26 protein-coding genes are annotated in these 26,269 nt (G+C 45.1%); 19 read left to right on the forward strand and 7 right to left on the reverse strand.

Annotation, left to right across the window (positions count from 1 at the left end):
* Positions 1-8 precede the first annotated feature (8 nt).
* Positions 9-2,507: an EAL domain-containing protein gene (locus OQJ75_RS19510; RefSeq protein ID WP_265974602.1), complete on the forward strand. Its 2,499-nt coding sequence runs from the start codon at positions 9-11 to the stop codon at positions 2,505-2,507.
* 192 nt (positions 2,508-2,699) lie between these two features.
* The gene (locus OQJ75_RS19515; RefSeq protein ID WP_265974603.1) at positions 2,700-5,180 is read left to right on the forward strand and encodes an EAL domain-containing protein; all 2,481 of its coding nucleotides are present in this window, start codon (positions 2,700-2,702) and stop codon (positions 5,178-5,180) included.
* A gap of 138 nt (positions 5,181-5,318) precedes the next feature.
* Here the strand turns inward: OQJ75_RS19515 and OQJ75_RS19520 are convergent, their stop codons facing one another.
* On the reverse strand, positions 5,319-5,915 hold the full coding sequence (locus OQJ75_RS19520; RefSeq protein WP_265974604.1) for a tRNA-uridine aminocarboxypropyltransferase: 597 nt from the start codon (positions 5,913-5,915) through the stop codon (positions 5,319-5,321).
* A gap of 2 nt (positions 5,916-5,917) precedes the next feature.
* Positions 5,918-7,462: a COG3650 family protein gene (locus OQJ75_RS19525; RefSeq protein ID WP_265974605.1), complete on the reverse strand. Its 1,545-nt coding sequence runs from the start codon at positions 7,460-7,462 to the stop codon at positions 5,918-5,920.
* 39 nt (positions 7,463-7,501) lie between these two features.
* On the opposite strand from OQJ75_RS19525, the gene OQJ75_RS19530 reads away from it, so the two are divergent.
* Positions 7,502-7,969 (forward strand): EVE domain-containing protein, encoded by a 468-nt coding sequence (locus tag OQJ75_RS19530; RefSeq protein WP_265974606.1) that lies wholly within the window; start codon positions 7,502-7,504, stop codon positions 7,967-7,969.
* Between the two features lie 86 nt (positions 7,970-8,055).
* On the opposite strand, the gene OQJ75_RS19535 is transcribed toward OQJ75_RS19530, so the two are convergent.
* Together OQJ75_RS19535 and OQJ75_RS19540 are read right to left on the reverse strand one after the other, a co-directional pair.
* The gene (locus OQJ75_RS19535) at positions 8,056-8,883 is read right to left on the reverse strand and encodes a Cof-type HAD-IIB family hydrolase (RefSeq protein WP_019825195.1); all 828 of its coding nucleotides are present in this window, start codon (positions 8,881-8,883) and stop codon (positions 8,056-8,058) included.
* A gap of 190 nt (positions 8,884-9,073) precedes the next feature.
* The gene (locus tag OQJ75_RS19540; RefSeq protein ID WP_265974607.1) at positions 9,074-10,054 is read right to left on the reverse strand and encodes an alpha/beta fold hydrolase; all 981 of its coding nucleotides are present in this window, start codon (positions 10,052-10,054) and stop codon (positions 9,074-9,076) included.
* Positions 10,055-10,135: 81 nt separating this feature from the next.
* On the opposite strand from OQJ75_RS19540, the gene rhtB reads away from it, so the two are divergent.
* From rhtB to OQJ75_RS19575, 7 genes are all read left to right on the forward strand, one after another.
* Positions 10,136-10,753 (forward strand): homoserine/homoserine lactone efflux protein, encoded by a 618-nt coding sequence (gene rhtB, locus OQJ75_RS19545; protein ID WP_029405646.1) that lies wholly within the window; start codon positions 10,136-10,138, stop codon positions 10,751-10,753.
* 45 nt (positions 10,754-10,798) lie between these two features.
* The gene (locus OQJ75_RS19550) at positions 10,799-12,019 is read left to right on the forward strand and encodes an EAL and HDOD domain-containing protein (RefSeq protein WP_265974608.1); all 1,221 of its coding nucleotides are present in this window, start codon (positions 10,799-10,801) and stop codon (positions 12,017-12,019) included.
* A 99-nt stretch (positions 12,020-12,118) separates the two neighbouring features.
* Positions 12,119-12,460 carry a metalloregulator ArsR/SmtB family transcription factor gene (locus tag OQJ75_RS19555; protein ID WP_265974609.1) on the forward strand — a complete coding sequence of 114 codons (342 nt, stop codon included), beginning with the start codon at positions 12,119-12,121 and terminating at the stop codon, positions 12,458-12,460.
* 41 nt (positions 12,461-12,501) lie between these two features.
* Positions 12,502-13,503, forward strand: a complete 1,002-nt coding sequence (locus OQJ75_RS19560) for an ArsJ-associated glyceraldehyde-3-phosphate dehydrogenase (protein WP_248373401.1) — start codon at positions 12,502-12,504, stop codon at positions 13,501-13,503.
* Positions 13,504-13,544: 41 nt separating this feature from the next.
* Positions 13,545-14,036 (forward strand): cyclin-dependent kinase inhibitor 3 family protein, encoded by a 492-nt coding sequence (locus OQJ75_RS19565; protein ID WP_265974610.1) that lies wholly within the window; start codon positions 13,545-13,547, stop codon positions 14,034-14,036.
* Positions 14,037-14,257: 221 nt separating this feature from the next.
* Positions 14,258-15,478, forward strand: a complete 1,221-nt coding sequence (gene arsJ, locus OQJ75_RS19570) for an organoarsenical effux MFS transporter ArsJ (RefSeq protein WP_265974612.1) — start codon at positions 14,258-14,260, stop codon at positions 15,476-15,478.
* A gap of 124 nt (positions 15,479-15,602) precedes the next feature.
* Positions 15,603-16,616 carry an acyltransferase gene (locus OQJ75_RS19575; protein WP_265974613.1) on the forward strand — a complete coding sequence of 338 codons (1,014 nt, stop codon included), beginning with the start codon at positions 15,603-15,605 and terminating at the stop codon, positions 16,614-16,616.
* A gap of 60 nt (positions 16,617-16,676) precedes the next feature.
* Here the strand turns inward: OQJ75_RS19575 and OQJ75_RS19580 are convergent, their stop codons facing one another.
* Positions 16,677-17,006 carry a DUF2500 domain-containing protein gene (locus tag OQJ75_RS19580; protein ID WP_265974614.1) on the reverse strand — a complete coding sequence of 110 codons (330 nt, stop codon included), beginning with the start codon at positions 17,004-17,006 and terminating at the stop codon, positions 16,677-16,679.
* A 244-nt stretch (positions 17,007-17,250) separates the two neighbouring features.
* On the opposite strand from OQJ75_RS19580, the gene OQJ75_RS19585 reads away from it, so the two are divergent.
* From OQJ75_RS19585 to OQJ75_RS19600, 4 genes are all read left to right on the forward strand, one after another.
* A complete protein-coding gene (locus OQJ75_RS19585) occupies positions 17,251-17,625 on the forward strand; it encodes a DUF4145 domain-containing protein (RefSeq protein ID WP_248373395.1) in 375 nt (124 codons plus the stop codon).
* A 925-nt stretch (positions 17,626-18,550) separates the two neighbouring features.
* A complete protein-coding gene (locus OQJ75_RS19590) occupies positions 18,551-19,171 on the forward strand; it encodes a lysoplasmalogenase (RefSeq protein WP_265974615.1) in 621 nt (206 codons plus the stop codon).
* 90 nt (positions 19,172-19,261) lie between these two features.
* On the forward strand, positions 19,262-19,498 hold the full coding sequence (locus OQJ75_RS19595; RefSeq protein ID WP_248388390.1) for a YecH family metal-binding protein: 237 nt from the start codon (positions 19,262-19,264) through the stop codon (positions 19,496-19,498).
* Between the two features lie 215 nt (positions 19,499-19,713).
* Positions 19,714-20,298 (forward strand): YhgN family NAAT transporter, encoded by a 585-nt coding sequence (locus tag OQJ75_RS19600; protein WP_010438728.1) that lies wholly within the window; start codon positions 19,714-19,716, stop codon positions 20,296-20,298.
* A gap of 117 nt (positions 20,299-20,415) precedes the next feature.
* On the opposite strand, the gene OQJ75_RS19605 is transcribed toward OQJ75_RS19600, so the two are convergent.
* The gene (locus OQJ75_RS19605; RefSeq protein ID WP_016784000.1) at positions 20,416-20,682 is read right to left on the reverse strand and encodes a DUF1145 domain-containing protein; all 267 of its coding nucleotides are present in this window, start codon (positions 20,680-20,682) and stop codon (positions 20,416-20,418) included.
* 10 nt (positions 20,683-20,692) lie between these two features.
* Positions 20,693-21,295 (reverse strand): 16S rRNA (guanine(966)-N(2))-methyltransferase RsmD, encoded by a 603-nt coding sequence (rsmD, locus tag OQJ75_RS19610; protein WP_248373389.1) that lies wholly within the window; start codon positions 21,293-21,295, stop codon positions 20,693-20,695.
* Between the two features lie 230 nt (positions 21,296-21,525).
* Here rsmD and ftsY point away from each other — a divergent pair, with 230 nt between their 5' ends.
* The 5 genes from ftsY (at position 21,526) to glpE (ending at position 26,258) form a co-directional block, all read left to right on the forward strand.
* On the forward strand, positions 21,526-22,773 hold the full coding sequence (ftsY, locus tag OQJ75_RS19615; RefSeq protein WP_265974617.1) for a signal recognition particle-docking protein FtsY: 1,248 nt from the start codon (positions 21,526-21,528) through the stop codon (positions 22,771-22,773).
* A gap of 78 nt (positions 22,774-22,851) precedes the next feature.
* Positions 22,852-23,529 carry a cell division ATP-binding protein FtsE gene (ftsE, locus tag OQJ75_RS19620; protein WP_004736585.1) on the forward strand — a complete coding sequence of 226 codons (678 nt, stop codon included), beginning with the start codon at positions 22,852-22,854 and terminating at the stop codon, positions 23,527-23,529.
* Positions 23,516-24,484: a permease-like cell division protein FtsX gene (gene ftsX / locus OQJ75_RS19625; protein WP_248373385.1), complete on the forward strand. Its 969-nt coding sequence runs from the start codon at positions 23,516-23,518 to the stop codon at positions 24,482-24,484. Before ftsE ends, ftsX begins: the two co-directional genes overlap by 14 nt.
* Positions 24,485-24,661: 177 nt before the next feature.
* Positions 24,662-25,519: an RNA polymerase sigma factor RpoH gene (gene rpoH / locus OQJ75_RS19630; RefSeq protein ID WP_026012297.1), complete on the forward strand. Its 858-nt coding sequence runs from the start codon at positions 24,662-24,664 to the stop codon at positions 25,517-25,519.
* 418 nt (positions 25,520-25,937) lie between these two features.
* Positions 25,938-26,258: a thiosulfate sulfurtransferase GlpE gene (gene glpE / locus OQJ75_RS19635; RefSeq protein WP_248373383.1), complete on the forward strand. Its 321-nt coding sequence runs from the start codon at positions 25,938-25,940 to the stop codon at positions 26,256-26,258.
* The last annotated feature ends 11 nt before the right edge of the window (positions 26,259-26,269 follow it).

A 26,269-nucleotide genomic window follows, 5' to 3' on the forward strand; every position in this document is an offset into this window, starting at 1 on the left:
GGGTTGGCATGCAAACATTTACATTTCTCGCAAATACTGAGGAGCTATTTAAATCTCAATTTGATCAGCGAGAGTGGTGTGACAGCAAACAATATCTTATTCAACTTTTCTCTACCCAATCTTCTGATATGGCTCGTCGAATCGCGAGTGTTGCTCTCAATCGCCTAAGAAATGCCACCTTAATTGGCCAGAGTGCTCGTCATGTTATCTGTGACAATTGTCTTGAGAGTCGTTGTACCTTAATCATTATCAGTGAGTTTAATGAAACCCGTTTAACCTCCGCGGTTCAGCCTTTTACAGGCAACCCAAACCAAGACAGCCAAGAGCTCGCTTCTCAACTAGATCTCTCGAAAGATGCGAAAACGGTCATCAGCCTATGCGATCAGGTTGAAGGTCGTGATTACCCTATCTATAGCGCCTTTGAAAACCTACCCTATACATTGCCTGTTGCTGGTGGCTTGTGTCATGAGAATGAATACGGGCGTTGGGTTATGCATAATGAACAGACCTACCAACACGCTTGTGTGGCGGTGGCTCTGACTAACCCCAGATTGAAGGTTTGGTCAGATGCCTATTCTGAGTGGAACCCGATCGGGATGAAGCTACGAGTCACACATGCAGTTGGAAATCGCTTATACGCGTTGAATGACAAGTCGGCTATTGAAGTATTCAAACATTACCTTGCGGATGGCAAAGACCTTCCTTTTAGCCAGTTGATGAGCTTTCCGCTTTATCGAGAACTTGGTAGAAAGAAGGGTATCTCGACGCCGCTACGTATTAATGATGATGGCAGTATCGAGTTTGATAGCCCATGGCATGTCGGTGAAGAGGCGCAGTTTTGTTATAACCACCCCTCTTTGACAGCGGAAAAGGTGCGCCACGGTGCCGAGATGCTAGCCATGCATCAACCGGAATCGGTGATCATCTATAACTGTGTCTCTCGCCTTGAGTTTATTGATAGTAAGGTCGAGCTGAAACCATTTGAAGGGATAGTGAACACGTGCGGTGCTTACTGCATGGGTGAGCTATACCGCAATGAAGACCGCCAAGAGATACTGCACCACAGCCTGACTTATATCGCTATGCGCGAGTCTGACGAGATTAAAGAGTTTCGTTGTGAAGATTTTCAGTGTGGCTCTACAGTGTCGCCATTGCTTAACCTTGTTAGAAATGCAGTCGCTGATCTCGACAGTATGAATACTCAGATGGAGAAGAAGCTCCATCAACAAGCGCGCCGCTTAACCGAGAGCTATCGTATTGACTCGCGTACTGCCTTACCGAACCGTATCGTATTGAAGGAGCGCCTTAATACGATTCTGTTCAGTGAACATCTGCTGACCTTAAAGCTAACCAACTTCCATCAGGTTAACGAGAAGTATGGTTATCAAGTAGGGGATCAGCTACTACTCGATCTGTCTAATCACTTTATTGAGCGATTGCAGCTTCGTGTCGTGAAAGAGCCTTGCGTGAAAGTGGAGCTATTCAGTATTGGTGTCGGAGAGTGGGCGATTATCTTCAATGCCAGTGTAGGTAGTGCGAAAATAAAAGAAGGGTTCGTTGAGTTTGCAGATGACATCGAACACATTAATTTTGAGCCGTATGGTTTGGCTGATATTGATTACCTGTCAGTTTCTCTGTGTGGAGGCTTTGCTAGTCGTTGTGACTTCTTAACCGACAGCGGTGACGAGATCTTATTGAAAGCGATCGAAGCTCGACGTTATGGAGTGCGTAATAACACCCATATTACTAACGCTAAAGACATTCAGGTGAGCGAGGAAGATCGCAAGGAACAGCTTGGTTGGTTGAGCTGTGTAAGTCGTGCGATTTTAGATCAGAACATCATCACCTACTCACAACCGATTGTGGAATCGGGTACACACGAAATGATTGGCCAAGAGTGTTTGGTCAGAATCATGGAGTCGGACGGTACCATTGTGCCTCCAGGAAAGTTCTTACCTATCATTGCTGATACGCATCTATACACGCGTCTTAGTCGACACATGATTAAGAGCACGATCGGCTACATGGCGGATAAGCAGAGCTCGTTTTCTATCAATCTATCCCCACAAGATTTATTGAGCGATAAGACGCTCGAGGTTCTTGAGGCTGCGATAAGTGGTATGAACGATCCCACTCGACTGGGCTTAGAGGTTTTGGAATCTGAGCAGATCAAAGATTATGGCCGCATGATTGAGGTGTGTGATCACTTCCGCGCACTCGGGGCTAGAATCATTGTTGATGACTTTGGCTCTGGTTATTCCAACATCGATGAAATCATTAAGCTAGAGCCGCAGATCATTAAACTCGATGGCAGCTTGATTCGTAATATCGATAAAGACCAAAAGCAGAGAAATATCGCTTCTCAGTTGGTGCGCTTGTGCCAAGTGTTTAACGCCAAAACGGTTGCTGAGTTTGTCCATAACCAACAGGTTTGTGAGATAGCAGAACAGATGGGTGTCGATTATCTACAAGGTTATTACTTTGGTGAGCCTAAGCGACTGTTTTAGTTGTTAAAGCTTTCAGTATTCTAAAACTACTGGATACAAAAGCGCTCAGCCGCTATTAATGACTGATTTTCAGGGGAGTGAATGATGTCTAGCTAACCTCACATTATTCATAAGATGATCGTAAATATTCCGTGCAAGCCTTATCTATAATAAGCACAATAACAAATCATTAACGCAACGACTAATGTGAATATGCAGTCGACCTCTCTCCTGATACAAGACATAGAACAAACCCAACGTGAATTGGAAAAGATAGATTTTCATCAACATGAAAAGCTACTGATTCAGGTGTTTTCGTCTTTCGAGAAAGGTGCGGTTTTGGCTGCTTGCCAAGTGATTCAATCGACTTTTCCTAATGCCAAGCTGATTGGTTGTAGTGCTAACCACTACATCAGCCAAGGTGTCATTCTCCATCAAGGTCTCTATCTCATTGTCACTCGCTTTGAGGCGACGTCTTACACCTGTGGCGTTGTCGAATATAGCGAACAACCATTGCTTGATAGCCACGCCATGTGGCAACAACTTGAGTGCAATGATACTACTCACAACATCATCTGTTTCGCAGATCGCTTGCAGATAAATGACCGAGATCTATTTTCAGCGTTTGAGCAGTCGAGATATTCATTGCCGATTTGTGGCGGTGCATCGACAATCACAGATAATGGGCGTTGGGTGATGCTAGACGGCATTTGCTATGAGAATGCCTATGTGATGTTAGCTCTGCACAGCGTTGAGTTATCAATCACCAAGGGTTACTACACTGAATGGAACCCTATTGGCCGGACTTTTCGAGTGACTGGTGCTCAAGATAACCGCTTGCTGGAATTGGACGGTATTCCCGTTCGCCAACTCTATAATCGTTACCTCGCTGATGGCCTTGAAGTGCCTTTTGAACAACTGCATAACTTTCCCTTGATGGTCGGTGACCCGAAAGAGCAAAACATTCACTTACCACTAAAGGTAGTAGAAAGTGGAGAGATTGAATTCAGTGGTCAGTTCCAAGTAGGCGATGAGGTTCGGTTTTGTTACGACCATCCATCATTGACCTTAGAACAAATCCGACTGGGTGTTCAGCAGATCGCCTCTCATAGACCAGAACAGTTCTTTATTTACAACTGCACCTCTCGCATCGACTTTATTGATGGCAACCAAGAAGTTGAGGTTTTCCAAAAATTGGCAGACAGCTATGGCGTTTACTGCATGGGAGAGCTCTATCATGAGAATGACCAACAACGAATCTTGCACCATAGCCTTACTTACCTCGCGCTTAGAGAAGGCGAGGGTAAGGCTGTGTTGCCATTAGAGACACAACCTGCGACCAATATATCCCCTCTGTTTTCATTGATCCGAAATGCATTGCTTGATGTCGATGATATGAACAACAGCATGGCGAGTAAGATTCAGCAGCAAGCCACCGCATTGACGGCGAGCTATCGAATTGATCGTCGTACCGGTTTACCCAATCGAAGTGTGTTGCGTGAGAAGTTGTCGAAAATGAGCAGTGATAGCCACTTGTTAGCTTTGAAGGTCACGACCTTTGGTCAGATCAATGAGAAGTATGGTTATCGAGTGGGTGACAAGCTTCTGCATGATTTGAGTGAGTACTTTCAAAAGGCACTGTGGCAGTTTTTTGATAAGGGTTGCCAGCTCTACAGTATCGGTATTGGTGAGTGGGCGGTGGTGTTTGATAGCTGGGCGAGCCAAGAACATATTCATCAGCGATTCTCGGAATTTGCTGATCAAACCGAGCATGTGAATTTTGAGCCTACCGGTTTACCTGATATTGATTATTTGTCGGTGTCTATTTGTGCGGGTGTTGCCAGCCGTCGAGATTTCCCGACTACCTCTATTGATGACTTATTGTTGAAGGCGATTGATGCGAGGCGTAGCGCAGTCAGCCAAAACAAACACCTAGTGAGCGCCAAGGCACTCATTCAATTGGAGAAGCATCGCCAAGAGCAACTTGGTTGGCTGTCGTGCGTGAGTCGCGCGGTGCTTAATCAGAATATTGTGGCGTGTTCTCAACCGATTGTCTCAGCACACAGTCATCAGGTAGAAAGCTACGAGTGTTTGGTTCGAATTGAAGAGGACGGTCAGCTGATTGCACCGGGTAAGTTCTTGCCAATCATTGAAGGAACCCATCTCTATACACGCCTCAGTCGTCAGATGATAACGCGCACCTTTGATTTTATGAGTCAGCGAACCGATTCGTTCTCAATTAACTTGGCGCCACAAGATTTTAGCAATGAGAAAACCATTCTCCACCTTGAGCAAGCCATCAAAAAAATCAGCCACCCACAGCGTATTGGTTTAGAGGTGTTGGAAACCGAACAAATTCAGGATTACGGTCGCTTAATCGAGGTGTGCAATCACTTCCGAGATCTTGGTGTGAATATTATTGTCGATGACTTTGGTTCGGGCTACTCGAACATTGATGAGATATTGAAACTGGAACCACAAGTGATAAAGCTTGATGGCAGTTTAATTCGTAATATTGATAAGGATAAAAAACAACGAAAGATAGCCCAGCAGCTGGTGAGCTTATGTCAGATTTTGAATGCTAAGACGGTGGCGGAGTTCGTTCATAACGAGCAGGTGTGTCGTATTGCTGAAGACATGGGTGTCGATTACCTGCAAGGGTATTACTTTGGTCAACCTCAACGTTTGTTTTGATGGAGCGAGCGTTTCACGTGAAACACTGGTTGGTTAAATAACGATGTAAAAAGGGTGAGCTTATGGCTCACCCTTGTTGTTTTCAGTATCTGTCCCATCCTGAAATGTGCTTATTGCCTTCGCGCATGCCTGCTTGGTCTATTTGAGAGTATGGCCACACTTGTCGGCGTGGAAAACTTTTAGATACTGTTGGTAGTAGTCATCAATCAGTTTGGCAGGTTCGCTTTCACCTAAAGACTTGAGTAGCTCAATGCCTACTTCACAAGTACACAAGTGGCCGCTGTCTTGATTGCGGCGCAAGGTGTATGACGATTCCGTCGTGATATCGAGATGGATTTGAGGAATGGTGTTTAACCACGCGCTCTTGTTGAGCATTTTCTTCGCTTCCTGCCATGTGCCATCCAAGATGATAAATAACGGCTTACGATCTCCGGCTATAGATGACACGGCCTGCTGGCACTCAATACTGTTGTCACTTGGAAACAGCAAAAAAGGCTGCAATGCTTCGTCTTCGAGTAAGGCAATCAGCTCTTTTGGCGGTGTTTTTCTTTGCCACACAAAGGATTGACACTGTTGAATAGATTGCTCAAGCAGCTTTCCGGTATTGGTATCACGCGACAGTTCATTCTCATGAGTGAGCAGTACAAGATCGATTTGGCTTTCGACACTAGGTATTAGGTGACAAATACATTGGTGAGTGAAGCCACAACCAGGGCAAGCTTGTTGGTTACTCATGTTTACAGCTTCACTCCACTTTGTGCGGGTGAGATACCATCAGCAAACAAAACCACGTCGCTGATATCTGCATCATCTGCAACTGGAGCGACACTTGGGTTTAGCGGGTAGCTGACACCAGAGTATGACAGTGTGTGTTTTGCAGGTGTTGCACCGCCGCCACTGACATTGAAGATCAGATCTTGCCAGCCGTGGTTTTGCGATTTACCTAAGCGTATGTCGCCCTTAACCAGTGTCACTCGGCTATTGAAGCGCCAGTTATCTTGATGGTTTTCGAAAATCAGCAGTGTACAGCCGCCAGAACCACACCAATCGAGTTGGGCAAACAGCTCTTCTTTGCCGTCGCCGTTGAGGTCGTAGGTTAACCAACGGTATTTGGTGTCGTCAGGTGAGCTGTTGTTGATCTTAAAATACTCGCGGATCGCTTGGTCGACTTTTGGATCAAGTTGATCACTGGAGTTGACCTGCTTTGCGGTTAGATCAACGTTAGCAGTGGTGTTTACTTGCGCTTGTGCACCCTTAGCTTCGAATAGCACCAGACCGCCGTTGGCAATCGGATAGACAACGTTGCCGACTTTCTCTTTTTCAGCGATCAGCTTGCCATTATCGAGTGTGAAGATGCGCTCGGAGATCAAATACTGTTGCTGGTGGCGAGTCATCACCACTTGTACCTGATTTTGGTTCAGTTGTTGCCAGAAGCCCTGCTCAACAATAGAAGGGTCTCCATTGCTGTATGAATAAGTCGTGATAGCACTGTGGTCATCGTTGAGTTCAAGGTTGATAGAGAACCCTGAGTTTTGCGTTGAGCTAGCGAAATAGAGTCCGCTCCAGTCCAGAGTAGAGTCTTGGTTAGATACTGTTGCACAGCCGTTGTACTTGCTGTCATTAAGGTTGAGTTTCGCTTCCCAACCATAGATCGAATCGCTCATGCCGTCGCTACAACTCTCTTTCGTGAGGTTGAGTTCGCCTTGCGCTGATTGTTCTTGTAGCTTGTAGTCACGAGTGCTTGGAGTGGTGCGGCTAGATTCAATATCGAGGATCTGTGGCTCTTCGCCCATTTTGGTGTATTTCAGCTGGTCTTTATCAAAGGTTGCTGACCAGAAGGGTTCATTACCGAACACACGAGTAGAACGCAGTGGTTGATCGCAGCGCTCTGGGTTCTCTGCGGTTAGGATGTTTACTTGGTCAACCACGAAACGTGCCGTGAAATCTGCGTTGTAACCCGTTTGGCTTGGCACGGTTAGGTGTCCAATCAGCTCGCCATATAAAGCTTGGTAAGGCCTCGTGGAGAGCCCTTGTGCTTCTAGTGCTAACTCTGGCGATAAGTCTAACCAGTATTGTTGCTGGCTGCCGCACGGAGTGAAGGTTCGGCTTTCGTGACCAACTACCACCTGACCACGCATGATGAAGGTTTGTGGTTGAATGCTCAGTGGCTCATCCAAGGTTGCTGGGGGCTGTTCAGGTTGTTGCGGCGTATCAGGTGCCGTAACACAGCCTTGTAGAGCGAACGCGACTAGCCATGTCACTGGGTTTTTCATTACCTTCATGTTATATCTTCCTCGGAGCAACCGTTAATTGGATTTATTATGGCATATTGGTTATTTAAAACAGAACCCGACACCTTCTCTATTCAGACTCTGAGAGTACAAAAAACCTCTTGTTGGGAGGGTGTACGCAATTATCAGGCTCGAAATATGATGCGTGATGACGTCAAGCTTGGAGATTTGGTGATGATATACCACTCATCATGTAAAAAAGTTGGCGTAGCGGGGATCGCTAAAGTAACCAGAGAAGCCTACCCAGACCACTTTCAGTTCGACCCTGAGAGTGATTACTACGATCCTAAGTCTTCACCCGATAACCCACGCTGGATAATGGTTGATGTCGAGTTTGTGCGAGTGACTGAGCGCTTGATTCCTTTAGCTACGCTTAAAGCCATGCCTGAACTCTCCGAAATGCCACTGGTAAAACGGGGCAACCGCTTATCCATCATGCCGGTTACTGAACAGGAGTGGCAGACTATCTTAAGCAAAGAAGTGTTAGGTTCTCGATAGCCTTAGAGAGAGCTTTTTGCGTAAGGTTCAAAAAAGACAGCCAGTTGGCTGCCTTTTTATTTATTCGGATTTTTTACTAGATTAGATTAAAGCAGGTGCTTTTCTAAGTAGTGCGCAACGGCATCGTCGGCGTTGCTGCCAATCACTTCATTGTCAGGCAGCGCTTTAAGTACTTTTTCATGGGATGTGCCCATCACTAAGCCTTTACCTGCCATTGATAGTAGTTCGACATCATTCATGCCATCACCAAAAGCAATACAGTTTTCTAGCTCAAGGTCGATAGATTGAGCCACGGCTTGTAGCGCATCACCTTTAGAGACTTCTGCAGCCATCACTTCCAAGCACCAAGGTGTTGAGAAAGCGACATTCAATTTTTCACCAAACAGAGCGTTGAGCTCATCTTCAAATGGCACAAGGTGTTCATGTGATTTATTTGGGTGAGTACAGAAGATTTTAGCAATGCCTTCACTCGGTGCGGTATCTGCATCGTACAGTCGGTATGTGAAGCCTGTTTGATCGTGAAACTTCTTCATTGTTTCGTCATCACGATTCAGTAACCACTCATCGTTCATATAGATATGGATGAAGATCTCCGGGTCTTTCTTAAACACATCCACAACACTTTGCACTAATTCCGCAGGGATGTTCTTGGCATACATCAGATTGTCGTCTTGGTCATGCACGCGAGCACCATTCGAGGTGATCATGTAAGCAGGAATGCCCGTTTGTTTGCGAATACCAGCAACATCAACATGGTGACGACCTGTTGCGAAGATAAAGGTATAACCTTGTCCGTGTAACTTCGTGAGTGTTTGCTTGGTAAAATCGCTTAACTGATGGTTGGGAGCCAAAAGCGTACCATCTAGATCAGAGGCAACAATTTTCACGGAATCTTTTAGTGCAGGAATACTCATTTAACCCTCATTGCAAAATGCTTAACCAATATTGACGCTAGCCAGCGCTAGAATCGTTTTAACTACAATATCTCTAGGTAGAAATTGTATGCCAAATTCATGCAAGAAAAGAGGGCAAAGCTCACTTACTTCTCTTCCTCTTTAGCGCCTTTCTCTTTTGTCCGTTACTTTTCTTGTTAGCACGCCAACGCTAAGCAAAAAACTGAGCAATGGCATCCAATGTTGGATTGCGATACTCATCTTTCTCAAACAACACTTCATGCCTAGAACCTTCGATGACTTTAAACTGGCAATCCGAGTTGGTTTTCTTCAGCTTGTTGATGAACTTCACTTGAGCATCGTTACTGACAATCTTCTCTTCCCCTGCTTGAATCAAAAGCAGTGGGATTTTGATTTGGCGAGTTTGCTGGATAGCTTGCTTGGCTGCCATTAACCCTTGCCACACCCAGCGTGTGCTCGGTCCACCTACCTGCAAAGAGGGTGACTCTTCATACAAACGGCGGAACCACTGATAGCGAACCTTGCTGTGGCTCAGTAAGTTGTTTTCGAAAGGCTTCGAGTAATACGCTTGTTGGCCCGGCGCATAAGTTGGTGTGGCGTGATACGCGGTAAGCACCTGTCCGACAACCATCGCGATAGGTTTTAGATACCATTCAGTGTTGATGCCAAACATCGGCGCACACAGGGTTACCTTATCAAAGGGGTGCTCCGGATGAGTCTGTAGGTAGCGAGTCGCGATGGTGCTGCCCATTGAATGCGCGAGCAGGTAGCGATTGGAATACTTACTGAGATCAAAACTGGCAATGACGTCAGACATGTCAGATGCATAATCATCAAACTCATGAATGTGACCAATGTCAGAGTCTGTTACCATACGTTCAGACTGGCCTTGACCTTGGTGGTCAAATGAATAAACGTCATAGCCTTGTTGATAGAAATCATAAAAGAGTTCTTGGTATTTTTGGCAGCACTCAATGCGGCCATTTGAAATAACAATCGCCTTGTTGTGTGTCTCTGAAGTCAGGCCACACCAGTACAGCTTCTTTTTACCGGATGTTGTTACATACCCATCTTTTCGTTGTTGCCAAAGGGTGGGGATCGGGTGTTTAATCGCTTGCTCGAATTGAGGTTCTTGCGTGTACGAAATCGGGGCGCCGCTGTGGTTTTCCATGGGAAATTACCTGAACTGATGCGTGTGAGAGCTTTATTGCTACTAATGTTGTTAGATTAAAGAACTAGTAAGGAAATGCAAATGGATACTCATGTTTGGCTTGCTTATGTCGTCACGGCGATATTGTTTAGTTTGGCTCCGGGTTCAGGCACCGTTAACTCAATTAGTAATGGGCTAAGTTATGGCACTAAGAAGTCACTCGCGTCGATCGCAGGCTTACAGCTCGGTCTTGCATTCCACATCATGCTGGTGGGGGCGGGCATTGGTGCATTAGTGGCTCAATCCGCGTTGGCGTTCACCATCATCAAATGGGTGGGCGTGGTTTACCTTCTTTGGTTGGGTATTCAAAAGTGGCGTGACAACTCTAGCTTAGTGGCTTCACAAGAAAACTCGATGTTATCGAGTGGTAAGCTGCTTAGAAATGCGGTGCTGATTAACCTGACTAACCCAAAATCTATCGTGTTTTTGGTGGCTCTGTTCCCTCAATTTATCGATCCAACACAGCCGCAAGCACCGCAACTGTTAGTGCTCGGTGTTACAACGGTATTCATTGATAGCGTTGTTATGTTGGGCTATACCTCATTAGCTTCACAAATGGGACGTTTTATTCGTTCAGATCGCATAATGGGTAAGATAAATAAAATCTTTGGTGGTATGTTCATGGGCTGCGGCGCATTGCTCGCTGCCGCCAAAGCCTAATCAAAGCAATAGAGTTATAGTTAAACCAATTAGAGTTATCAAGAAATGACCGCTACCTACGTTGCTCGACAACCTATCTTAAATCGTAACAAGAACACGCTTGGTTATGAGTTGCTGTTTCGTGACGGAGAAAGGAATGCCTATCCAGCGCATATTGAGTCTAACAGAGCAACGTATCGTCTGATTGTTGAGAACTTCTTGTCGGTTGGGCTTAACCCTTCGATCCCTTCTTCACGCTGCTTTATTAACTTCCCATATCAAAGCCTAATTCGTCGGTTGCCCTTGAGCTTGCCGAAAGACAAGGTGGTGGTTGAGATCCTTGAAACCTGCCAACCGACCGACGAGTTATTAGAAGCCGTTAAAGATCTCTACCAAGCGGGCTACATGATCGCCCTAGATGACTTTACTTCGACGCCAGAATGGGAACGTTTCCTCAGATATACGCATATTGTTAAGCTCGATATCATGCAGATGGGCTTAGATGAGGCGTGTGATTTGGTTAGGGCGCATCAAGGGAAGAAATTTAGCTTTCTTGCTGAACGAGTCGAAACCGAACAAGAGTACCAGCAAGCAAAAGAGGCGGGCTTTAAGTTCTTCCAAGGCTATTTCTTTAGCAAGCCGGAAATCATCAAGACTAAGTACATCAGCCCAGAGCAAGTGATTGCCATGGAACTGTTCCAGGAAGTGTGCAAGCCAGATGTCGACTTTCAACGTGTCGAGAGCATCGTCGCGAAAGATGTCGCCTTGTCTTATAAACTACTGCGCTTTGTGAACACCATGTCGCCTCGTCTAGAGGTGACCATCTCTTCATTCCGTCAGGCTTTGGTGTATCTAGGGCAAGAGAAACTGAAAATGTTTGTCTCGCTGGCGGTGGCGTCTTACGTCTCGGATAAAAAACCGAAAGAGTTGTATGGTTTGTCTTTGCAGCGTGCACAGTTTTGCCAGCGTATGTCTCGTTATCAGGCATTTGAAGGACATACCGAGCAAGCCTTTATGATTGGTTTGTTCTCGTTGCTGGATGCATTGCTCGACCTATCGTTAGAGAATTTAGTTGAGCAACTGCCTTTGTGTAAAAGTATCAAGGTGGCTCTGCTTCGTCGAGAAGGGCCATATGGTACCTTGCTCGCGCTTGAAGAGAGTTTTGAGCATGCCGATTGGCAACAAATTGATGAGCACTGCGCTGATTTAGGATTAAGCGTGGATCAGGTCAAAACGGAGCTTACTGAAGCTCGGCGCTGGAGCCATACCGTTACTAACCAGCTCTGATTTCCTTTTGTTAAACTTTAATGACAATTGAAACGCACGCCTTGACGTGCGTTTTTTTACAGTTAAAATATACGCATATCCATATATGAGTATGTAGTTATGCTTCCTCACCAATTTTTTAAATTACTGTCTGATGAAACGCGAGTGCGTTGCTTAATGCTGATTGTGCGCAATGAATGCCTTTCTGTTGGTGAGTTGACTCAAGCATTACAAGAAAGTCAGCCAAAGATTTCCCGTCACCTAGCGCAGTTGCGCTCAAATGGCATTTTGACGGATGTTCGCCAAGGGCAGTGGGTGTTTTATCGCCTGTCACAAGATTTACCGGGTTGGATGCTACAGTTAATTGATGACCTTATCGCATCGAACTGTTTGAAAACTGAATATCAACAAGACACTGAGCGTTTAGAAGCAATAACTTTACGCCCTCAATGTTGCGTTTAATTGAATATTTTTAGATTCACCACTGACTGAGAGAACACACAATGACAGTTAAAGTAGGTATCAATGGTTTTGGTCGTATTGGCCGTCTAGCACTTCGCGCAGCATTCGATTGGGCAGAGCTAGAGTTTGTACAAATTAATGATGTAGCGGGCGATACCGCAACGTTAGCACATCTTCTAGAGTTCGATTCAGTTCAAGGTCGCTTTCACCACGAAGTAACTGCAGAAGGCGATGAGATGATCATCAATGGCCAGCGCATCAAGACCACACAAGAGCGCGACATCGATGCGATCGATTGGTCTGGCTGTGATGTGGTGATTGAAGCGACGGGTGTTCACCGTAAGACATCTTTCTTAAACAAATATCTAGAGCAGGGCGTGAAACGTGTTGTGGTATCGGCGCCAGTGAAAGAAGAAGGCATCGCAAACATCGTTGTTGGTGTGAATGACGCTATCTTCGACCCGGCAGTACACAAAATCGTAACGGCAGCTTCTTGTACAACCAACTGTCTCGCGCCAGTGGTTAAAGTTATCAACGAGAAGCTCGGTATCGAGAATGCAGCCTTTACCACGATTCACGATCTAACCAACACGCAAACGATCCTTGATGCGCCCCACAAAGACTTACGCCGTGCACGTGCATGTGGCATGAGCCTTATCCCAACAACAACGGGTAGTGCTAAAGCGATTGTTGAGATCTTCCCAGAGCTTGAAAACCGCATTAACGGCCACGCGGTTCGTGTTCCACTAGCGAACGCTTCTCTGACTGACATCATCTTCGAAGTGAAGCAAGACACAACAGTAGAAGAAGTTAACGCGATGCTAAAAGAAGCGTCTGAGAATGAACTAAAAGGTATTCTTGGCTTTGAAGAGCGTCCGCTGGTTTCTATCGATTACAAAGGTGACCAACGCTCAACCATCGTGGATGCACTATCAACGATGTTGGTAGGTAAGCGCATGGTTAAGATCTACGCTTGGTACGATAACGAGATGGGTTACGCGACACGTACCGCTGAGTTAGTTCGCACTGTCGGTTTAGCATAAGCCTGCGTACTTAAGAAATAGTAGAATCTGGAGATTACACAATGACACATCCAACATGGCAACTAGACCTAGAGCAAGGTGCGCTAATCCTGACTCCATGCCCAGGTACAAAAGAAGCAACGCTTGATGCATCACTGGCTCAGCTAAAAGAGCAAGGCGTTAAAGCTATCGTGACAGCACTTGATGACCATGAGCTTGCAAGCAAAGACGTGGCGGCACTTGGCGAAAAGACACGTGCGCTAGGCATGCAATGGTTCCAGATCGAGATCGAAGACGATTGTGCGCCGGGTGCTGATTTTGCTGCGAAGTGGCAAGCGGCTAGCCCTGAGCTACATAACATCGTTGATAACGGCGGCAAGGTTGCGATGCACTGCATGGGCGGCTCTGGTCGCACTGGTTTACTCGCTGCACACCTATTGCTAGAAAAGAACTGGGATCTGAGCAAGATTGTTCAAGAAGTACAATCACTTCGTCCGGGCGCATTTACTAAAGCCATTCAGGTTGAGTACATTAATGGCGTAGCTTCTGCGTAGCTCTTCATACTTGAACCTGCAGCGTTGTTAACTGCGCAAGTTCACCGGAACGCCGGCCGTCCTAATCACATAGAACACCTATGCTCATAGGGCTGAACTTGCTTGTTGCCTAGCTGCAACTCCAATTATTTTGAGTATAAGTTAAGTGGAAAGTAAGAATTAGAGCTTTTGGATACCTATGATCTAAAAGCTCTTTTTGTTTAGATTGCAGAGATAGCGTTATGTTTTCAAATCTAAGTAAGAGCGTTCGCCAATACATGTTGGTGACTTTTAACTACTGGAACTTCACCATTACTGATGGTGCACTTCGCATGCTGGTGGTTCTGTATTTTTACGACCTTGGTTACAGTTCGTTAGAAATCGCCTCACTGTTCCTTTTCTATGAATTCTTTGGTGTGGTGACTAACCTAATTGGTGGCTGGTTAGGGGCTCGTCTTGGCCTCAATAAGACCATGAACATCGGCTTAGGCATGCAAGTTGTCGCCTTGGGTATGCTCGCGGTGCCAAGCGCAATGTTGACCATCCCTTGGGTGATGGCTGCGCAGGCGTTGTCTGGTATCGCTAAAGATCTCAATAAGATGAGTGCCAAGAGCTCAATCAAAACTTTAGTCCCTGATGAACAGCAAGGCGCGCTTTATAAGTGGATTGCGATTCTAACCGGATCTAAAAATGCACTGAAAGGTGCTGGATTCTTTATCGGTGGCTTACTGCTTTCGACGATTGGTTTCCAATACGCAGTGCTAGCGATGGCTGCTGTGCTGACATTGGTCTTCATTGGCAGTTTGGTGAGCTTAGAAGCGGACATGGGTAAAGCGAAAACCAAACCCAAGTTCAAACAGATTTTCTCTAAGTCTGAATCCATCAATATTTTGTCGGCTGCGCGTATGTTCCTGTTTGGTGCTCGTGATGTGTGGTTTGTGATTGCTTTGCCGATTTACCTAGGCAGTGTGTTTGGTTGGGATCACTCATGGGTTGGTGGTTTCTTAGCGGCTTGGACTATCGCATATGGCTTTGTGCAGGGCATTGCACCTAAGATTACTGGTAAAGCTCAAGGCAAGGTGCCTGATGGACATGCAGCGCTATTATGGGCGGGTGCGTTGGCTATTGTGACCGCTGGTATTGCTTATGCGGTACAGATTGGTTGGCAACCAGAGCTCGTTATCGTGGGTGGTTTGATGGTATTTGGTGCCATCTTTGCGGTGAACTCATCACTTCACTCATATTTGATTGTGAGTTATGCGAAAGGCGATGGCGTTTCTCTTGATGTCGGTTTCTATTACATGGCAAATGCAATGGGCCGTTTGATTGGCACTATCTTGTCAGGGTTGGTATTCCAAATGGCCGGTTTGTCTGCGTGTCTGTGGGTATCTTTTGCGTTCTTAGCGATAACGACGGTGATCTCTCTGCGTTTACCTAAAGTGCCGCAAATCTCAGCGGCATAAGCTTCAGCCGCATGAGCTAAATTCGCGATAAGCCTCTCCTTTAACACTAAGCTGACTTGGTATTTATTCCGGTCAGCTTTTTTATTGCTATAGTAGAATGATTGAATATTAATCAGGCATTTACATGAAGCAGCGAATTCTCTTTTTTGATTTAGCACGATGTGTCGCGGCCATAGCAGTTATCGCGATTCATGTTTTGGCGCCTTATCGGAATGAATTAGGCACCATTCCTTTCGGTGAATGGCTGACCGCCATTACGGTGAACGGTTTTAGTCGTTGGGCGGTGCCGGTGTTCATATTGATTACTGGTGCTCTGATGCTGAGTGATCAGCGCCCGTTTGACGCCAAGTACTACCTCAAGCGTCGTCTGGGTAAGGTGCTGATCCCTTTCATTGTCTGGTCGCTTTTCTATACCTACCTATCGGGTTGGTCTGCGATGGGCTTTGATGCTGACGTTAGTTGGGATGTGCTACTCAATAGCTATCATCACTATACCTACTATCACCTTGGCTTCTTTTATTACTTTATCCCACTCTACTTTGTTATTCCGTTCTTGCAGATCATGGTCAGAAAGTACGGTGATAAATCGGTCTATGCCTTTACGGCGGTATGGTTGTTCACAACATTACTGTTCTTACTGAAAATCGATGGCCCTTGGAGCCACGAATTGTGGTTGTACACCGGGTACTTACCATTGGGTTACTTGCTGTATAAGATTGTGCCACTTAACAAGATGACAGTTGGCGTGAGTGTGTTACTTGGTGGGTTAGCGTTACTGACTACGGTTTACATGGTGGTTGATGCAAGCTTGGTAGCAGAAGAGTACACAGTAGGGCGTTGGTTATCTTACAAGACGTTGAATACCGTATTAGCGGCGAGCATGGTGTTCATGGTGTGCCGTTACTATGGTGAAGGGTTGTCTGAGAAGAGCAATCAAGTGGTTGGTTTTATCAGTAAACACAGCTTAGGTATTTATCTGCTGCACCCGATTTTCTTATGGCCAATGAAAGAATTCGGTTGGTACCAAGGACACCCTGCGTGGGTTATTCCATTATGGATTGTGATCAGCGGAGCTGGCGCGTTATGGATGAGCTGGTTGGTGTCTAAATCAGAGAAAACGCGTTGGTTATTGCCTTAGCGGTGAGTGCTAAGGCTTTCTGATGGATTGCTTAGAAGATACAGTTGAGGCGGCTGACGTTTAGCGCTTCAACGCAAAGTGTAAGAACTTATCGCCTTGGTAGGTTAAGGTTCCTTTGTCGCCAGGGTTAAGGGCGTGGAAGTAGTGGATTCCGACTTGGAATTCTCGCTTCGGACCAACCACACCACGTTGAACGTAAATCCAGTACTCTTGATCTTCTTGGCCAGATTCTGCGTCAGGAAGGTCGATGGATTGTTTGTCTAACACCGTGACATTCACTTTCTTCTCTGGCGCATTTTCACCTTGCGAGTGTTTTCGATAGAAACCAATAAATACCCAAGCCGCAAGAGCAGCGAGTGCAAAGATGGCAAAAAAGAGTGAGTTAGGCATATAACCTCCATGTAGTCGTGATGGTTATTCTAGTCTTTCAGGCAATAGGGATATGTGTTTAAAGCCGTTATTCGTGAACTGTTGTAAGCCAAGCTGATTATTTTTCGGCAGACATCACATTTAATGGCCAGCTTGGGATAAAGCATTGTTATTTATTGTCTCTTTCTCTCGTAAATAACAGTGATTTTGTATAAGAATAGGGAAATGCTCGACTAGAATTATAGTGTGGAGTGGGAGGGCCAAGATGACCGATATTGAAAAAGTGGTGACAAGAACTCGCAATATAGAGAAATTATTGAGGCTTCAATATCATGCCGAAGGCGAAGGATTGCATGAGCTTGTAACAAGCTGTGAAGAAAGGCTACCGCACGATATGGTGAGCAAGCTGCGCTATATCGCAACGTGTCGTAACAAGGTAGTCAATGAACATGAGGCTAAGTTGGAAGACCAACATAAGTTCATCGTGATGTGTAACGACTGTGAGAAGGAGCTGACTCCACGTAGTGGTCGTTTTATCTGGCGAGTTGCGATCTTACTGATGATGGCAATGACTTTAGCTGCCGCTGGTTTCTATTATGCAAACTGGGATGTGCTAACACTGCATCTGTTTTCGAAGTGAAAAAATTGAACAAAAAAAGGGACGCTTATGGCGTCCCTTTTTTTATCTGTAACTTGCTTAGTACATCATCGGTAGTGTCATTAGACCTACAACTACCGCGATCATTACAAGTCCTTGTCTTTGCGAAGATGAAATCATAACACTACTCCTAAATTTGGTTGTCTCTCGCTATGTTTTAAAGAATAGCCCACTTATAGGTTTAGATCAAGAATTACTTTCGAAAGCCCTAAAAGTGGTAGAAAACTATTGGATATTGACTTGTTTGAGGCTGTTTAACTGTATTTTTCAGTGTGTTCTTATTTTGTTCGTTGTGATTCATGTTTGTTCTTATTTGATTTAAGTTGCTGTTTTATAATGGTTGTTATGTGTGATTTATATTGTTAAAGGTTGTTAAACTGTATTAATGGGGTCTGGTGGCTTCTAGGTTGGATTTGGTTTTGTTTGTGCGTTTTTTTCTTGGTTCTGGTGGCTGATTTGACAAGGAGCTAGGAAAATCCTGACAAATAGGAGCTGAATTAACGCAAGTTGCTTACTTTACAAAGCTAGGTGTATTTGAGGTTTTTAATTCATGTTTAATTTTCATTTTAAACATTTAAGTTAATGTATTTGTTGGTTTTTGTTGTTTGTTTTTCTAATTTTAAAGTGTGGTTTTTGGCTGTTTTTGATGGATTTTTGCGATTTGTCTAGGTTAGAAATGACCAAAATGAAAAGATGGGCGCTGTAAGGTGATTTTCGATGAGTTTAACGAAGAATCGCTCTAGTTTTAAACGAATCATCGTTATCTCCGCGTAATTGTCATGGCTTCAACTGAAAGAGACTCTTTTTAGTGGAAGCGTAATCAAGATCCAATTTTGAGGGGCTGAGGCTTTACATCAACACTCGTGTGCCTAGACTGGCGACGATTTAAAGCAATAGGGCAAATGGTATGTGGAGTTGGTTGGCGGTTTCCTTGTCTGGTATCGGAGCAATAGCAGGAACGAAACATGGACATATCGGTCAGGCCTTATCGTATAAGGTTTTTACCTTTGTATTATTAGCGACCATTGCTTTAACTCAATCTGTCGTTGCTGATTTTACCTATTGGGTCGTTGCTGGGTTGGCGGTCTCTGCGATCGCAGATGTCTTGCATACTATTACTCAAAGACGTCCTCTGCATTTTGTTTGCTTCTTGCTGGCTCAGCTCTGTTACAGCAAAGCATTTTGGCTACAGCTATCAGGGGAAATGGTCTGGTGGTTGTTCGCACTCCTGTTGGCGGCTTGTGTCGTTGCTTTTTTCTTATTACTGCCTCGCTTAGACAAACTCGTCTTTCCTGTGGTTATCATGGGTATCGTGCTTATTCAGCTTGCATGGGCTTCTGGTGAGCTCTGGTTGCTTGATCCTCAACTGTCGCATGCGGTCGGTTTTACTGGTTGTGCCGTGTTGCTGCTTTCGGCATTGGCATACGCGCTAAATTTCTATCGTAGCCCAATTAAGGGTGCCTACTTTTGGGTGACGGGCAGTTACTTTCTGGCGCACGCTCTCATTGTTGCTTCCCTTACCATTTAGGGGAGAGCTCACTTAACTCTGAGCTACATCAAAGCAGCTCAGATGAAAGTGGGTACTCTACGTCTAGTTCATTAAACATGAGATAGAGTTATGACTACCGAAATTCATGCACACAACATTTTAAACCTACTGAGTGAAAAGCCACTGACTCGTGAAGAGTTGACGCAAGAGCTCGCTCAAAAATATGGCGCAGAAGCGCGTTTTCATACGTGTAAACTGAACGGTCTGGATTTAGATGGATTGCTGAAGTTTTTCCTGAAGATGGAAAAGGTCGTGGTTCTTGATGACAAGCTTTGTACCAATCGCGAGCGCGTGTGTAATCATTGATCTTTAGTAGGCACTGAGTTTTAGATATTTTTGGTTTCAGAGCCTTTTGATCTTCAGATATTGGGCGAGTGGATGAGAGGTTTTGACTCCACTCCTATATTTATTTTCGTATCACTTCCCTCTGTAAATTCCCTCTTAACGATGCTAACTACTGTGTTCGAAAATCAATGTGAGGCTGTTATACTCCGCGCACCTTCGCTTTTCGAGACCAACTTATGGAAATCTTATCTGCAGCAACCATGCTGTTTCTTATTATGGACCCGCTTGGTAATCTACCAATTGTGCTCTCTATCCTTAAGCATCTCGATCCGAAGCGTCGCCGTATTGTTCTTGTTCGTGAACTGATGTTTGCACTGATTATCTTGCTGTTGTTCTTGTTTGCTGGACAAAGCATTATGAACTTCCTGCACGTACAACCTGAAACCTTGAGTATCTCAGGTGGTATTATTTTGTTTATCATCGCGATTAAGATGATTTTCCCAAGCGCAGGTAGTATTACAGGCCTCGCGGCAGGTGAAGAGCCGTTTATTGTGCCTATGGCGATTCCGATGATTGCAGGCCCGTCAGTGATTGCGGCATTGATTCTGTTGTCGACCCAGCATCCTGACAACATGCTAGAGCTCTCAGCTGCTGTGATGCTGGCTTGGGGCGCGACCTTCTTTATTCTGATGTTTAATGGCTTCTTCCTGCGAGTACTGGGAGAGAGAGGTCTTAAAGCCATCGAGCGCTTGATGGGCTTGTTGCTGGTTATGCTGTCGACGCAAATGTTCCTAGATGGTGTAAAGGGCTACATGGGCTAACATCAGTATCAACGATGAATAAAAAAACGCCGCTCAAATGAGCGGCGTTTTTGTCTTTACTGTTTCTGTCATGATGTTTTCTGCAGCTAAGCGTCTTATATCTGAGCTTAAGCTCGATTACATCATGTGTTTGCGTCGGATATCGAGTAGGGCAAAGACTCCGAAAATCAATATTGACCACTTCTCCCAACGTGACATCTCGATCTTATCGCCGAAAGCACCGATAAAGATCAGCATCTGCAGGCCGTGCATGAAGAACAAGAATGCTGTCATGATATAAAGCGCAATTGCAGCATTACCCGGGAACGGGTAGAAAATATTTACGATTAAGATAAACCAAACAAAGGCGATGGCTGCTTTTGCTAGTGGAAGCAAGAACTTCATTCAATAACTCCTATTCTTCACTGATTCGATTGAACAGTCGGTAGCTTGACTGTCCGGTGGTCTTATCGCGATGCAATTCCCAGTTCTCTGGCATAGCTTCAAGTTTCAGTTCTTTCTCTGTCTCGACGTAAATGATGGCATTGTCTGCAAGCCAACCGTTACTCTCAAGCAGTTGTACTGTTTCTGCCAGTAAGCCTTTACGAAATGGAGGATCAAGGAAAACCATATCGTAAGGAGTGCCCGGTTTCTTAAGGAAAGAGATAGCATCAGTATTCACGACATTAATGTTGTCTGCCTTGAGCTCTTTCGCATTATCAGAAAGCTGTTTAGCCGCCTTTTGGTTCATTTCGAGCAGTGTCACCATTTTTGCTTGGCGAGAAGCGGCTTCAAAACCTAGACCGCCAGAACCGGCAAATACATCCAAGCAAGTTGAATGTGGGATATCTTGAGCCACCCAGTTAAAGAGTGTCTCTTTTACTCGGTCAATGGTTGGGCGTAATCCTTCTAAATCATGAACGGGCAGCTTTCTACCTCTCCATGAGCCACTAATAATTCGAACAAAGCCTCCGGATGGCTTTTTTTGTGATGTGTTTTGCTGGCGACGTCTTACCATAGATTTTTTGACCGCTAATAAAGTGATACTATACCGAGCCCAATTTAAGTGGGTTCGTGTATTAAATAAATTTACAATGACAAAGTGTATCAAGCTAAAAGCAAACTTATCACTGCTTTGTCATTTTTCTTTACTATTCGTTTGTACAAGCTTGTATTGTATAACAATAGCAAAGAGTCGACGTGTATTAAGTCAATACAGCTAATTAGTAGATCTAGGAAACTCCTCTGATGACGGAAAAAAAGAAGCGCGGATTATTATCGTGGCTTGGTTTTGGTGAAGAAGAACAAAGCCCAAAAACTCAGAATGAAGCGAACGTAGAAAACGTTGAAGATCAAACTGAAGTTGAATCACAAGTTGAGGCTGAACAGGTCGCGCCTGAAGCTGAACAAGCTAAGCCAATTGAATCTAAGTCAGTTGAACCTGAGCAAGCGCTTGAAGAGACTCAACAAGAGCAGCAACCTGTCGCAGCAGAAGCAGAAGCAGAAGCAGAAGCAGAGCAGGAAGAAGTGTCAGCTCCTCAAGCTAAGGTTGAAGAAGTACAAGAGAAGCCGACAGAAAGCTTCTTTGCTCGCCTTAAGCGCAGCCTAAGCCGCACTAAAGCAAACATCGGTGCAGGTTTCTTTGGTCTGTTCAAAGGTAAGCAAATCGATGAAGACCTGTTTGAAGAGCTAGAAGAGCAACTTCTGATTGCTGACGTGGGTATGAATACCACCGTAAAAATCATTGAAAACCTAACAGAAAAAGCATCTCGCAATGACCTAAAAGATGGTGAAGCTCTATATGGTCTGCTCAAAGAAGAGATGGCCGATATCCTAAGCCAAGTTGAACAGCCTCTTGTGGTTGATACCACTAAAACACCTTACGTTATCTTAATGGTCGGTGTGAACGGTGTGGGTAAGACGACCACTATCGGTAAGCTGGCGAAACAATTCCAAGGCGAAGGCAAAAAAGTGATGTTGGCGGCAGGTGATACCTTCCGTGCTGCAGCTGTTGAACAGCTTCAGGTTTGGGGTCAGCGTAACAATGTGCCGGTTATCGCTCAACACACTGGTGCGGACAGTGCTTCTGTTATCTACGATGCCATTGAAGCCGCTAAAGCGCGTGGTGTTGATGTCGTGATTGCCGATACGGCAGGTCGTTTGCAGAACAAAAGCAACTTGATGGAAGAGCTACGCAAGATCGTTCGTGTAATGAAGAAGATTGATGACTCTGCACCACACGAAATCATGCTAACGCTCGATGCAGGTACTGGCCAGAATGCTATCAGCCAAGCGAAACTATTCAGTGAAGTGGCTCCAGTAACGGGTATTACACTGACTAAGCTAGATGGTACGGCGAAAGGTGGTGTAATTTTCTCAATTGCAGACCAGTTCCAGATACCAATCCGCTACATTGGTGTGGGTGAAGGTATTGATGACCTGCGTCCATTTGAATCTAAAGACTTCATTGAAGCACTATTTAGCCGCGAAGAGTAACGCGCGTAGCAAAGTGGTTTATCCTTAACCTGCTACCGTTTTTAAATTTGATATGAGTGATCGTAAGAGGAATTTTCGGTGATCAAATTTCAGCAAGTGAGTAAAGCCTACCGAGGTGGAAGACAAGCGCTCCAAAAAGTGGACTTTCACCTGAAACGTGGAGAGATGGCTTTTTTGGGTGGGCACTCTGGAGCTGGTAAAAGTACCTTGCTGAAGTTGATCTGCGCGATAGAGCGTCCAACCGATGGACGTGTTTGGTTCAACGATCACGATATCACTCGTATCCCAGCCAAAGATATTCCTTTCTTACGCCGTAATATTGGGATTGTTTTTCAAGACCATCGCTTGCTGATGGACCGTTCGATTTTCGATAACGTCGCTCTGCCTATGCGTATTGAATCTATTTCTGAAAACGAAATAAAACGTCGAGTCAGTGCTGCGTTGGATAAAACTGGATTACTTGATAAAGCCCGTTGTTTGCCAAGCCAGCTTTCGGGTGGTGAACAACAACGCGTGGGTATTGCTCGCGCCGTGGTTAACCGCCCAACTTTGCTTTTAGCCGATGAGCCGACCGGTAACTTAGACCCTGAATTATCTAACCGCGTATTGCGATTGTTTGAAGAGTTCAACCGCGCAGGTGTGACGATCATCCTAGCGACGCACGATATCGGTTTAGTGAACACTCGTCCTCAATACCGCCATCTTGAATTAAACCAAGGATTTTTGAGTGAGGTTGAAGACTATGGCCGCGAATAAGCGCATCAAGAAACCTCAATCTAATCGAGCAGCAACCCGCGCTTCAAGCGACGGCTTCTTTGTTGTTCACTGGAAACAAGCCAAGTCATCGTTCTCGCAAATGTGGCAGCGCCCGTTAGGCAACTTGCTGACTCTTGCAGTGATCTCTATGGCGTTGGCGATGCCAGCTTGTTTGTACCTATTGGGTAAAAATGTTGGGGAAGTGGCGCAAGATGTCACTAGCCCGTCACAAATAAGTGCTTATATAGAGGATGGCATTCCTGAGCCTAGAGTTATGGTGCTTAAGGATGAAATCGAAAGTTGGGATCAAGTTGAGCTGGTGGAGTACATCTCTCCGCAACAAGGGCTTGCAGACCTCAGCCAGTATTCTGGTTTTGAAGATGCCCTAACCATCCTCGACGATTATTCACTGCCAGGTGTGTTGGTGATTACACCAAGCGTACACAGCGATACCCTAATTAAAGAACTGGCAGGCACAGTTAAACAACAAGAATTAGTGACCGATGTTCGTCTAGACGAAGATTGGTTAGCGCGATTAGATGCGATCAAAGCATTAGCGGCTGTCATCGTGATTACCTTAACGGTATTGATGTTGGGCGCGGTATTTCTGATTATCGGCAATACACTACGATTTAATGTGTTGGCGCATAAAGAAGAGATTCAAACCATGAAGTTGATTGGTGCGACCGACAGCTACATTCTTCGACCATACCTTTATTCTGGGATGTGGTTTGGTGTTTTAGGTTCGATTAGCGCTTGGGTAATGACGGCATTGATTACCGTATTACTGAACAGCGCAGTGGATGATTTGGCTCAGCTATACGACAGCCACTTTCGTTTAATTGGCCTGAGTTGGGATGAATCTTTACTGCTTTTGATCGTCGGAACCCTGCTTGGTAGTGTGGCTGCGAAGCTTTCTGCACAGCGTCACCTAAAAGAAATTGAACCAATTTAGGTGAATAGAGTCATATTTAGACGAAAAATAGGCACTTCTTAACCAGTTTTTGCCTTGTATAGATGAATTGATTATGCATAATTACTTCCCCCTCCTTGAAACCTGTTCATTTTAGGTTCAAGATTGTCGGGTTTTAATAGATGTATTACTCCAGATCAGAGATTGATGAGGAACCGAATGGCAAACCAAGCGTATCAAATGGCTTTAGTCACACAAGATAGTTTAGATAGCTATATCCGTTCAGCGAACAGCTACCCAATGCTGACACCTGAAGAGGAACGTGGACTTGCAGAGCGATTACATTACAAAGGTGAGATCGATGCTGCGAAAGGCTTGATCCTTTCCCACCTACGATTCGTGGTGCACGTTGCAAGAGGCTACTCTGGCTACGGGCTGCCAATGGCTGATCTCGTCCAAGAAGGTAACATCGGCTTGATGAAGGCTGTTAAGCGCTTCAATCCAGAAGTTGGTGTTCGTCTCGTCTCGTTTGCTGTTCACTGGATCAAAGCTGAAATCCATGAATACGTTCTACGTAACTGGCGTATCGTTAAAATTGCGACCACTAAAGCACAGCGTAAACTGTTCTTTAACCTTCGTAAGTCTAAAAAGCGTTTAGGTTGGTTCAATAACGGTGAAGTTGAGACGGTCGCTCGTGAACTGGGTGTTGAGCCTTCAGAAGTTCGTGAGATGGAATCTCGCTTAGCAGCACAAGATGCGACGTTTGAAGCGCCTATGGATGATGATGACGGTGGCTCTGCTTACACTGCACCAGTTTATTACCTTGAAGACAAGGCATCAGACGTTGCTGAGACGGTTGAAGCCGCTAACTGGGAATCTCATACCAATAATCGTTTAGGCCTCGCATTGAAGAGCTTAGACGAGCGTAGCCAACACATTGTTCGCTCACGTTGGTTAGATGACAACAAATCGACACTGCAAGACCTTGCCGATACTTACAGCATTTCTGCAGAACGTGTTCGTCAGTTAGAAAAGAATGCGATGAAGAAGTTGAAGCAAGCTGTTGGTGACTTCTAAAGGCAGATAAGCCAGAAGCGATAAAATAAGCTGAATTTGAAAAGGCCGAGATCGAGAGATCTCGGCCTTTTTATTTTCGATCGATTTCTCAACTTTTGCGATCGAAATTTGCAAAATGATTTTGTGGATAACTCTGTGAGAAGTTTATTCGTCAGTTGTCTAAAAGCAGGGTGTAGTAAGGCTTTGTGAGGGTTTTTGATGTGGGGATATTTTTCATAACACCCACAGTTAGATCAGGATCATCACTACATGTTGTGGATCTATTTTAAAAAAAACACTTTATTCACGCAATCCACAGATTTATCCACAAACGGTGTAAAAGTGATCGCTGGTGGATAACCTTATTAAGTGGATGTGATTGTTAGCCTTGGGATAGGTTACAATGGCAGCAAAGTAAATCAGCATAAAAGAGAAAGTCATGGACCAGTTTAAACATATCGATGTTAAAAGCGCTCAAGCCCTTTTAGAACAAGGCGAAGCAAGACTTGTCGATATTCGTGACCCGCAGTCTTTCGCGGTGGCTCACTCAAAAACAGCTTATCACCTTACCAATGATACGATGGTGTCGTTCATGGATGAGGTAGAGTTCGAACAACCTATTTTAGTGATGTGTTACCACGGTATTAGTAGCCAAGGTGCTGCACAATATTTAGTGAACCAAGGCTTTGAAGAGGTATATAGTGTTGATGGTGGGTTTGAAGCCTGGCATCGCGCAGAACTTCCAGTGAACGCTGGTTAGTTGCGTTAAAC

It is taken from the genome of Vibrio sp. 14G-20, from assembly GCF_026241515.1.
GTDB lineage: Bacteria > Pseudomonadota > Gammaproteobacteria > Enterobacterales > Vibrionaceae > Vibrio.

Coding starts and splice junctions, on each gene's coding strand:
- OQJ75_RS19555 (WP_265974609.1), top strand. CDS start 12,119: ATGCTTCCTCACCAATTTTTTAAATTACTGTCTGATGAAACGCGAGTG.
- OQJ75_RS19560 (WP_248373401.1), top strand. CDS start 12,502: ATGACAGTTAAAGTAGGTATCAATGGTTTTGGTCGTATTGGCCGTCTA.
- OQJ75_RS19550 (WP_265974608.1), top strand. CDS start 10,799: ATGACCGCTACCTACGTTGCTCGACAACCTATCTTAAATCGTAACAAG.
- OQJ75_RS19595 (WP_248388390.1), top strand. CDS start 19,262: ATGACTACCGAAATTCATGCACACAACATTTTAAACCTACTGAGTGAA.
- OQJ75_RS19520 (WP_265974604.1), bottom strand. CDS start 5,915: ATGAGTAACCAACAAGCTTGCCCTGGTTGTGGCTTCACTCACCAATGT.
- OQJ75_RS19525 (WP_265974605.1), bottom strand. CDS start 7,462: ATGAAGGTAATGAAAAACCCAGTGACATGGCTAGTCGCGTTCGCTCTA.
- OQJ75_RS19600 (WP_010438728.1), top strand. CDS start 19,714: ATGGAAATCTTATCTGCAGCAACCATGCTGTTTCTTATTATGGACCCG.
- OQJ75_RS19530 (WP_265974606.1), top strand. CDS start 7,502: ATGGCATATTGGTTATTTAAAACAGAACCCGACACCTTCTCTATTCAG.
- rpoH (WP_026012297.1), top strand. CDS start 24,662: ATGGCAAACCAAGCGTATCAAATGGCTTTAGTCACACAAGATAGTTTA.
- rsmD (WP_248373389.1), bottom strand. CDS start 21,295: ATGGTAAGACGTCGCCAGCAAAACACATCACAAAAAAAGCCATCCGGA.
- OQJ75_RS19535 (WP_019825195.1), bottom strand. CDS start 8,883: ATGAGTATTCCTGCACTAAAAGATTCCGTGAAAATTGTTGCCTCTGAT.
- OQJ75_RS19540 (WP_265974607.1), bottom strand. CDS start 10,054: ATGGAAAACCACAGCGGCGCCCCGATTTCGTACACGCAAGAACCTCAA.
- OQJ75_RS19575 (WP_265974613.1), top strand. CDS start 15,603: ATGAAGCAGCGAATTCTCTTTTTTGATTTAGCACGATGTGTCGCGGCC.
- arsJ (WP_265974612.1), top strand. CDS start 14,258: ATGTTTTCAAATCTAAGTAAGAGCGTTCGCCAATACATGTTGGTGACT.
- glpE (WP_248373383.1), top strand. CDS start 25,938: ATGGACCAGTTTAAACATATCGATGTTAAAAGCGCTCAAGCCCTTTTA.
- ftsX (WP_248373385.1), top strand. CDS start 23,516: ATGGCCGCGAATAAGCGCATCAAGAAACCTCAATCTAATCGAGCAGCA.
- ftsY (WP_265974617.1), top strand. CDS start 21,526: ATGACGGAAAAAAAGAAGCGCGGATTATTATCGTGGCTTGGTTTTGGT.
- OQJ75_RS19515 (WP_265974603.1), top strand. CDS start 2,700: ATGCAGTCGACCTCTCTCCTGATACAAGACATAGAACAAACCCAACGT.
- OQJ75_RS19565 (WP_265974610.1), top strand. CDS start 13,545: ATGACACATCCAACATGGCAACTAGACCTAGAGCAAGGTGCGCTAATC.
- OQJ75_RS19580 (WP_265974614.1), bottom strand. CDS start 17,006: ATGCCTAACTCACTCTTTTTTGCCATCTTTGCACTCGCTGCTCTTGCG.
- rhtB (WP_029405646.1), top strand. CDS start 10,136: ATGGATACTCATGTTTGGCTTGCTTATGTCGTCACGGCGATATTGTTT.
- OQJ75_RS19510 (WP_265974602.1), top strand. CDS start 9: ATGCAAACATTTACATTTCTCGCAAATACTGAGGAGCTATTTAAATCT.
- OQJ75_RS19585 (WP_248373395.1), top strand. CDS start 17,251: ATGACCGATATTGAAAAAGTGGTGACAAGAACTCGCAATATAGAGAAA.
- OQJ75_RS19590 (WP_265974615.1), top strand. CDS start 18,551: ATGTGGAGTTGGTTGGCGGTTTCCTTGTCTGGTATCGGAGCAATAGCA.
- OQJ75_RS19605 (WP_016784000.1), bottom strand. CDS start 20,682: ATGAAGTTCTTGCTTCCACTAGCAAAAGCAGCCATCGCCTTTGTTTGG.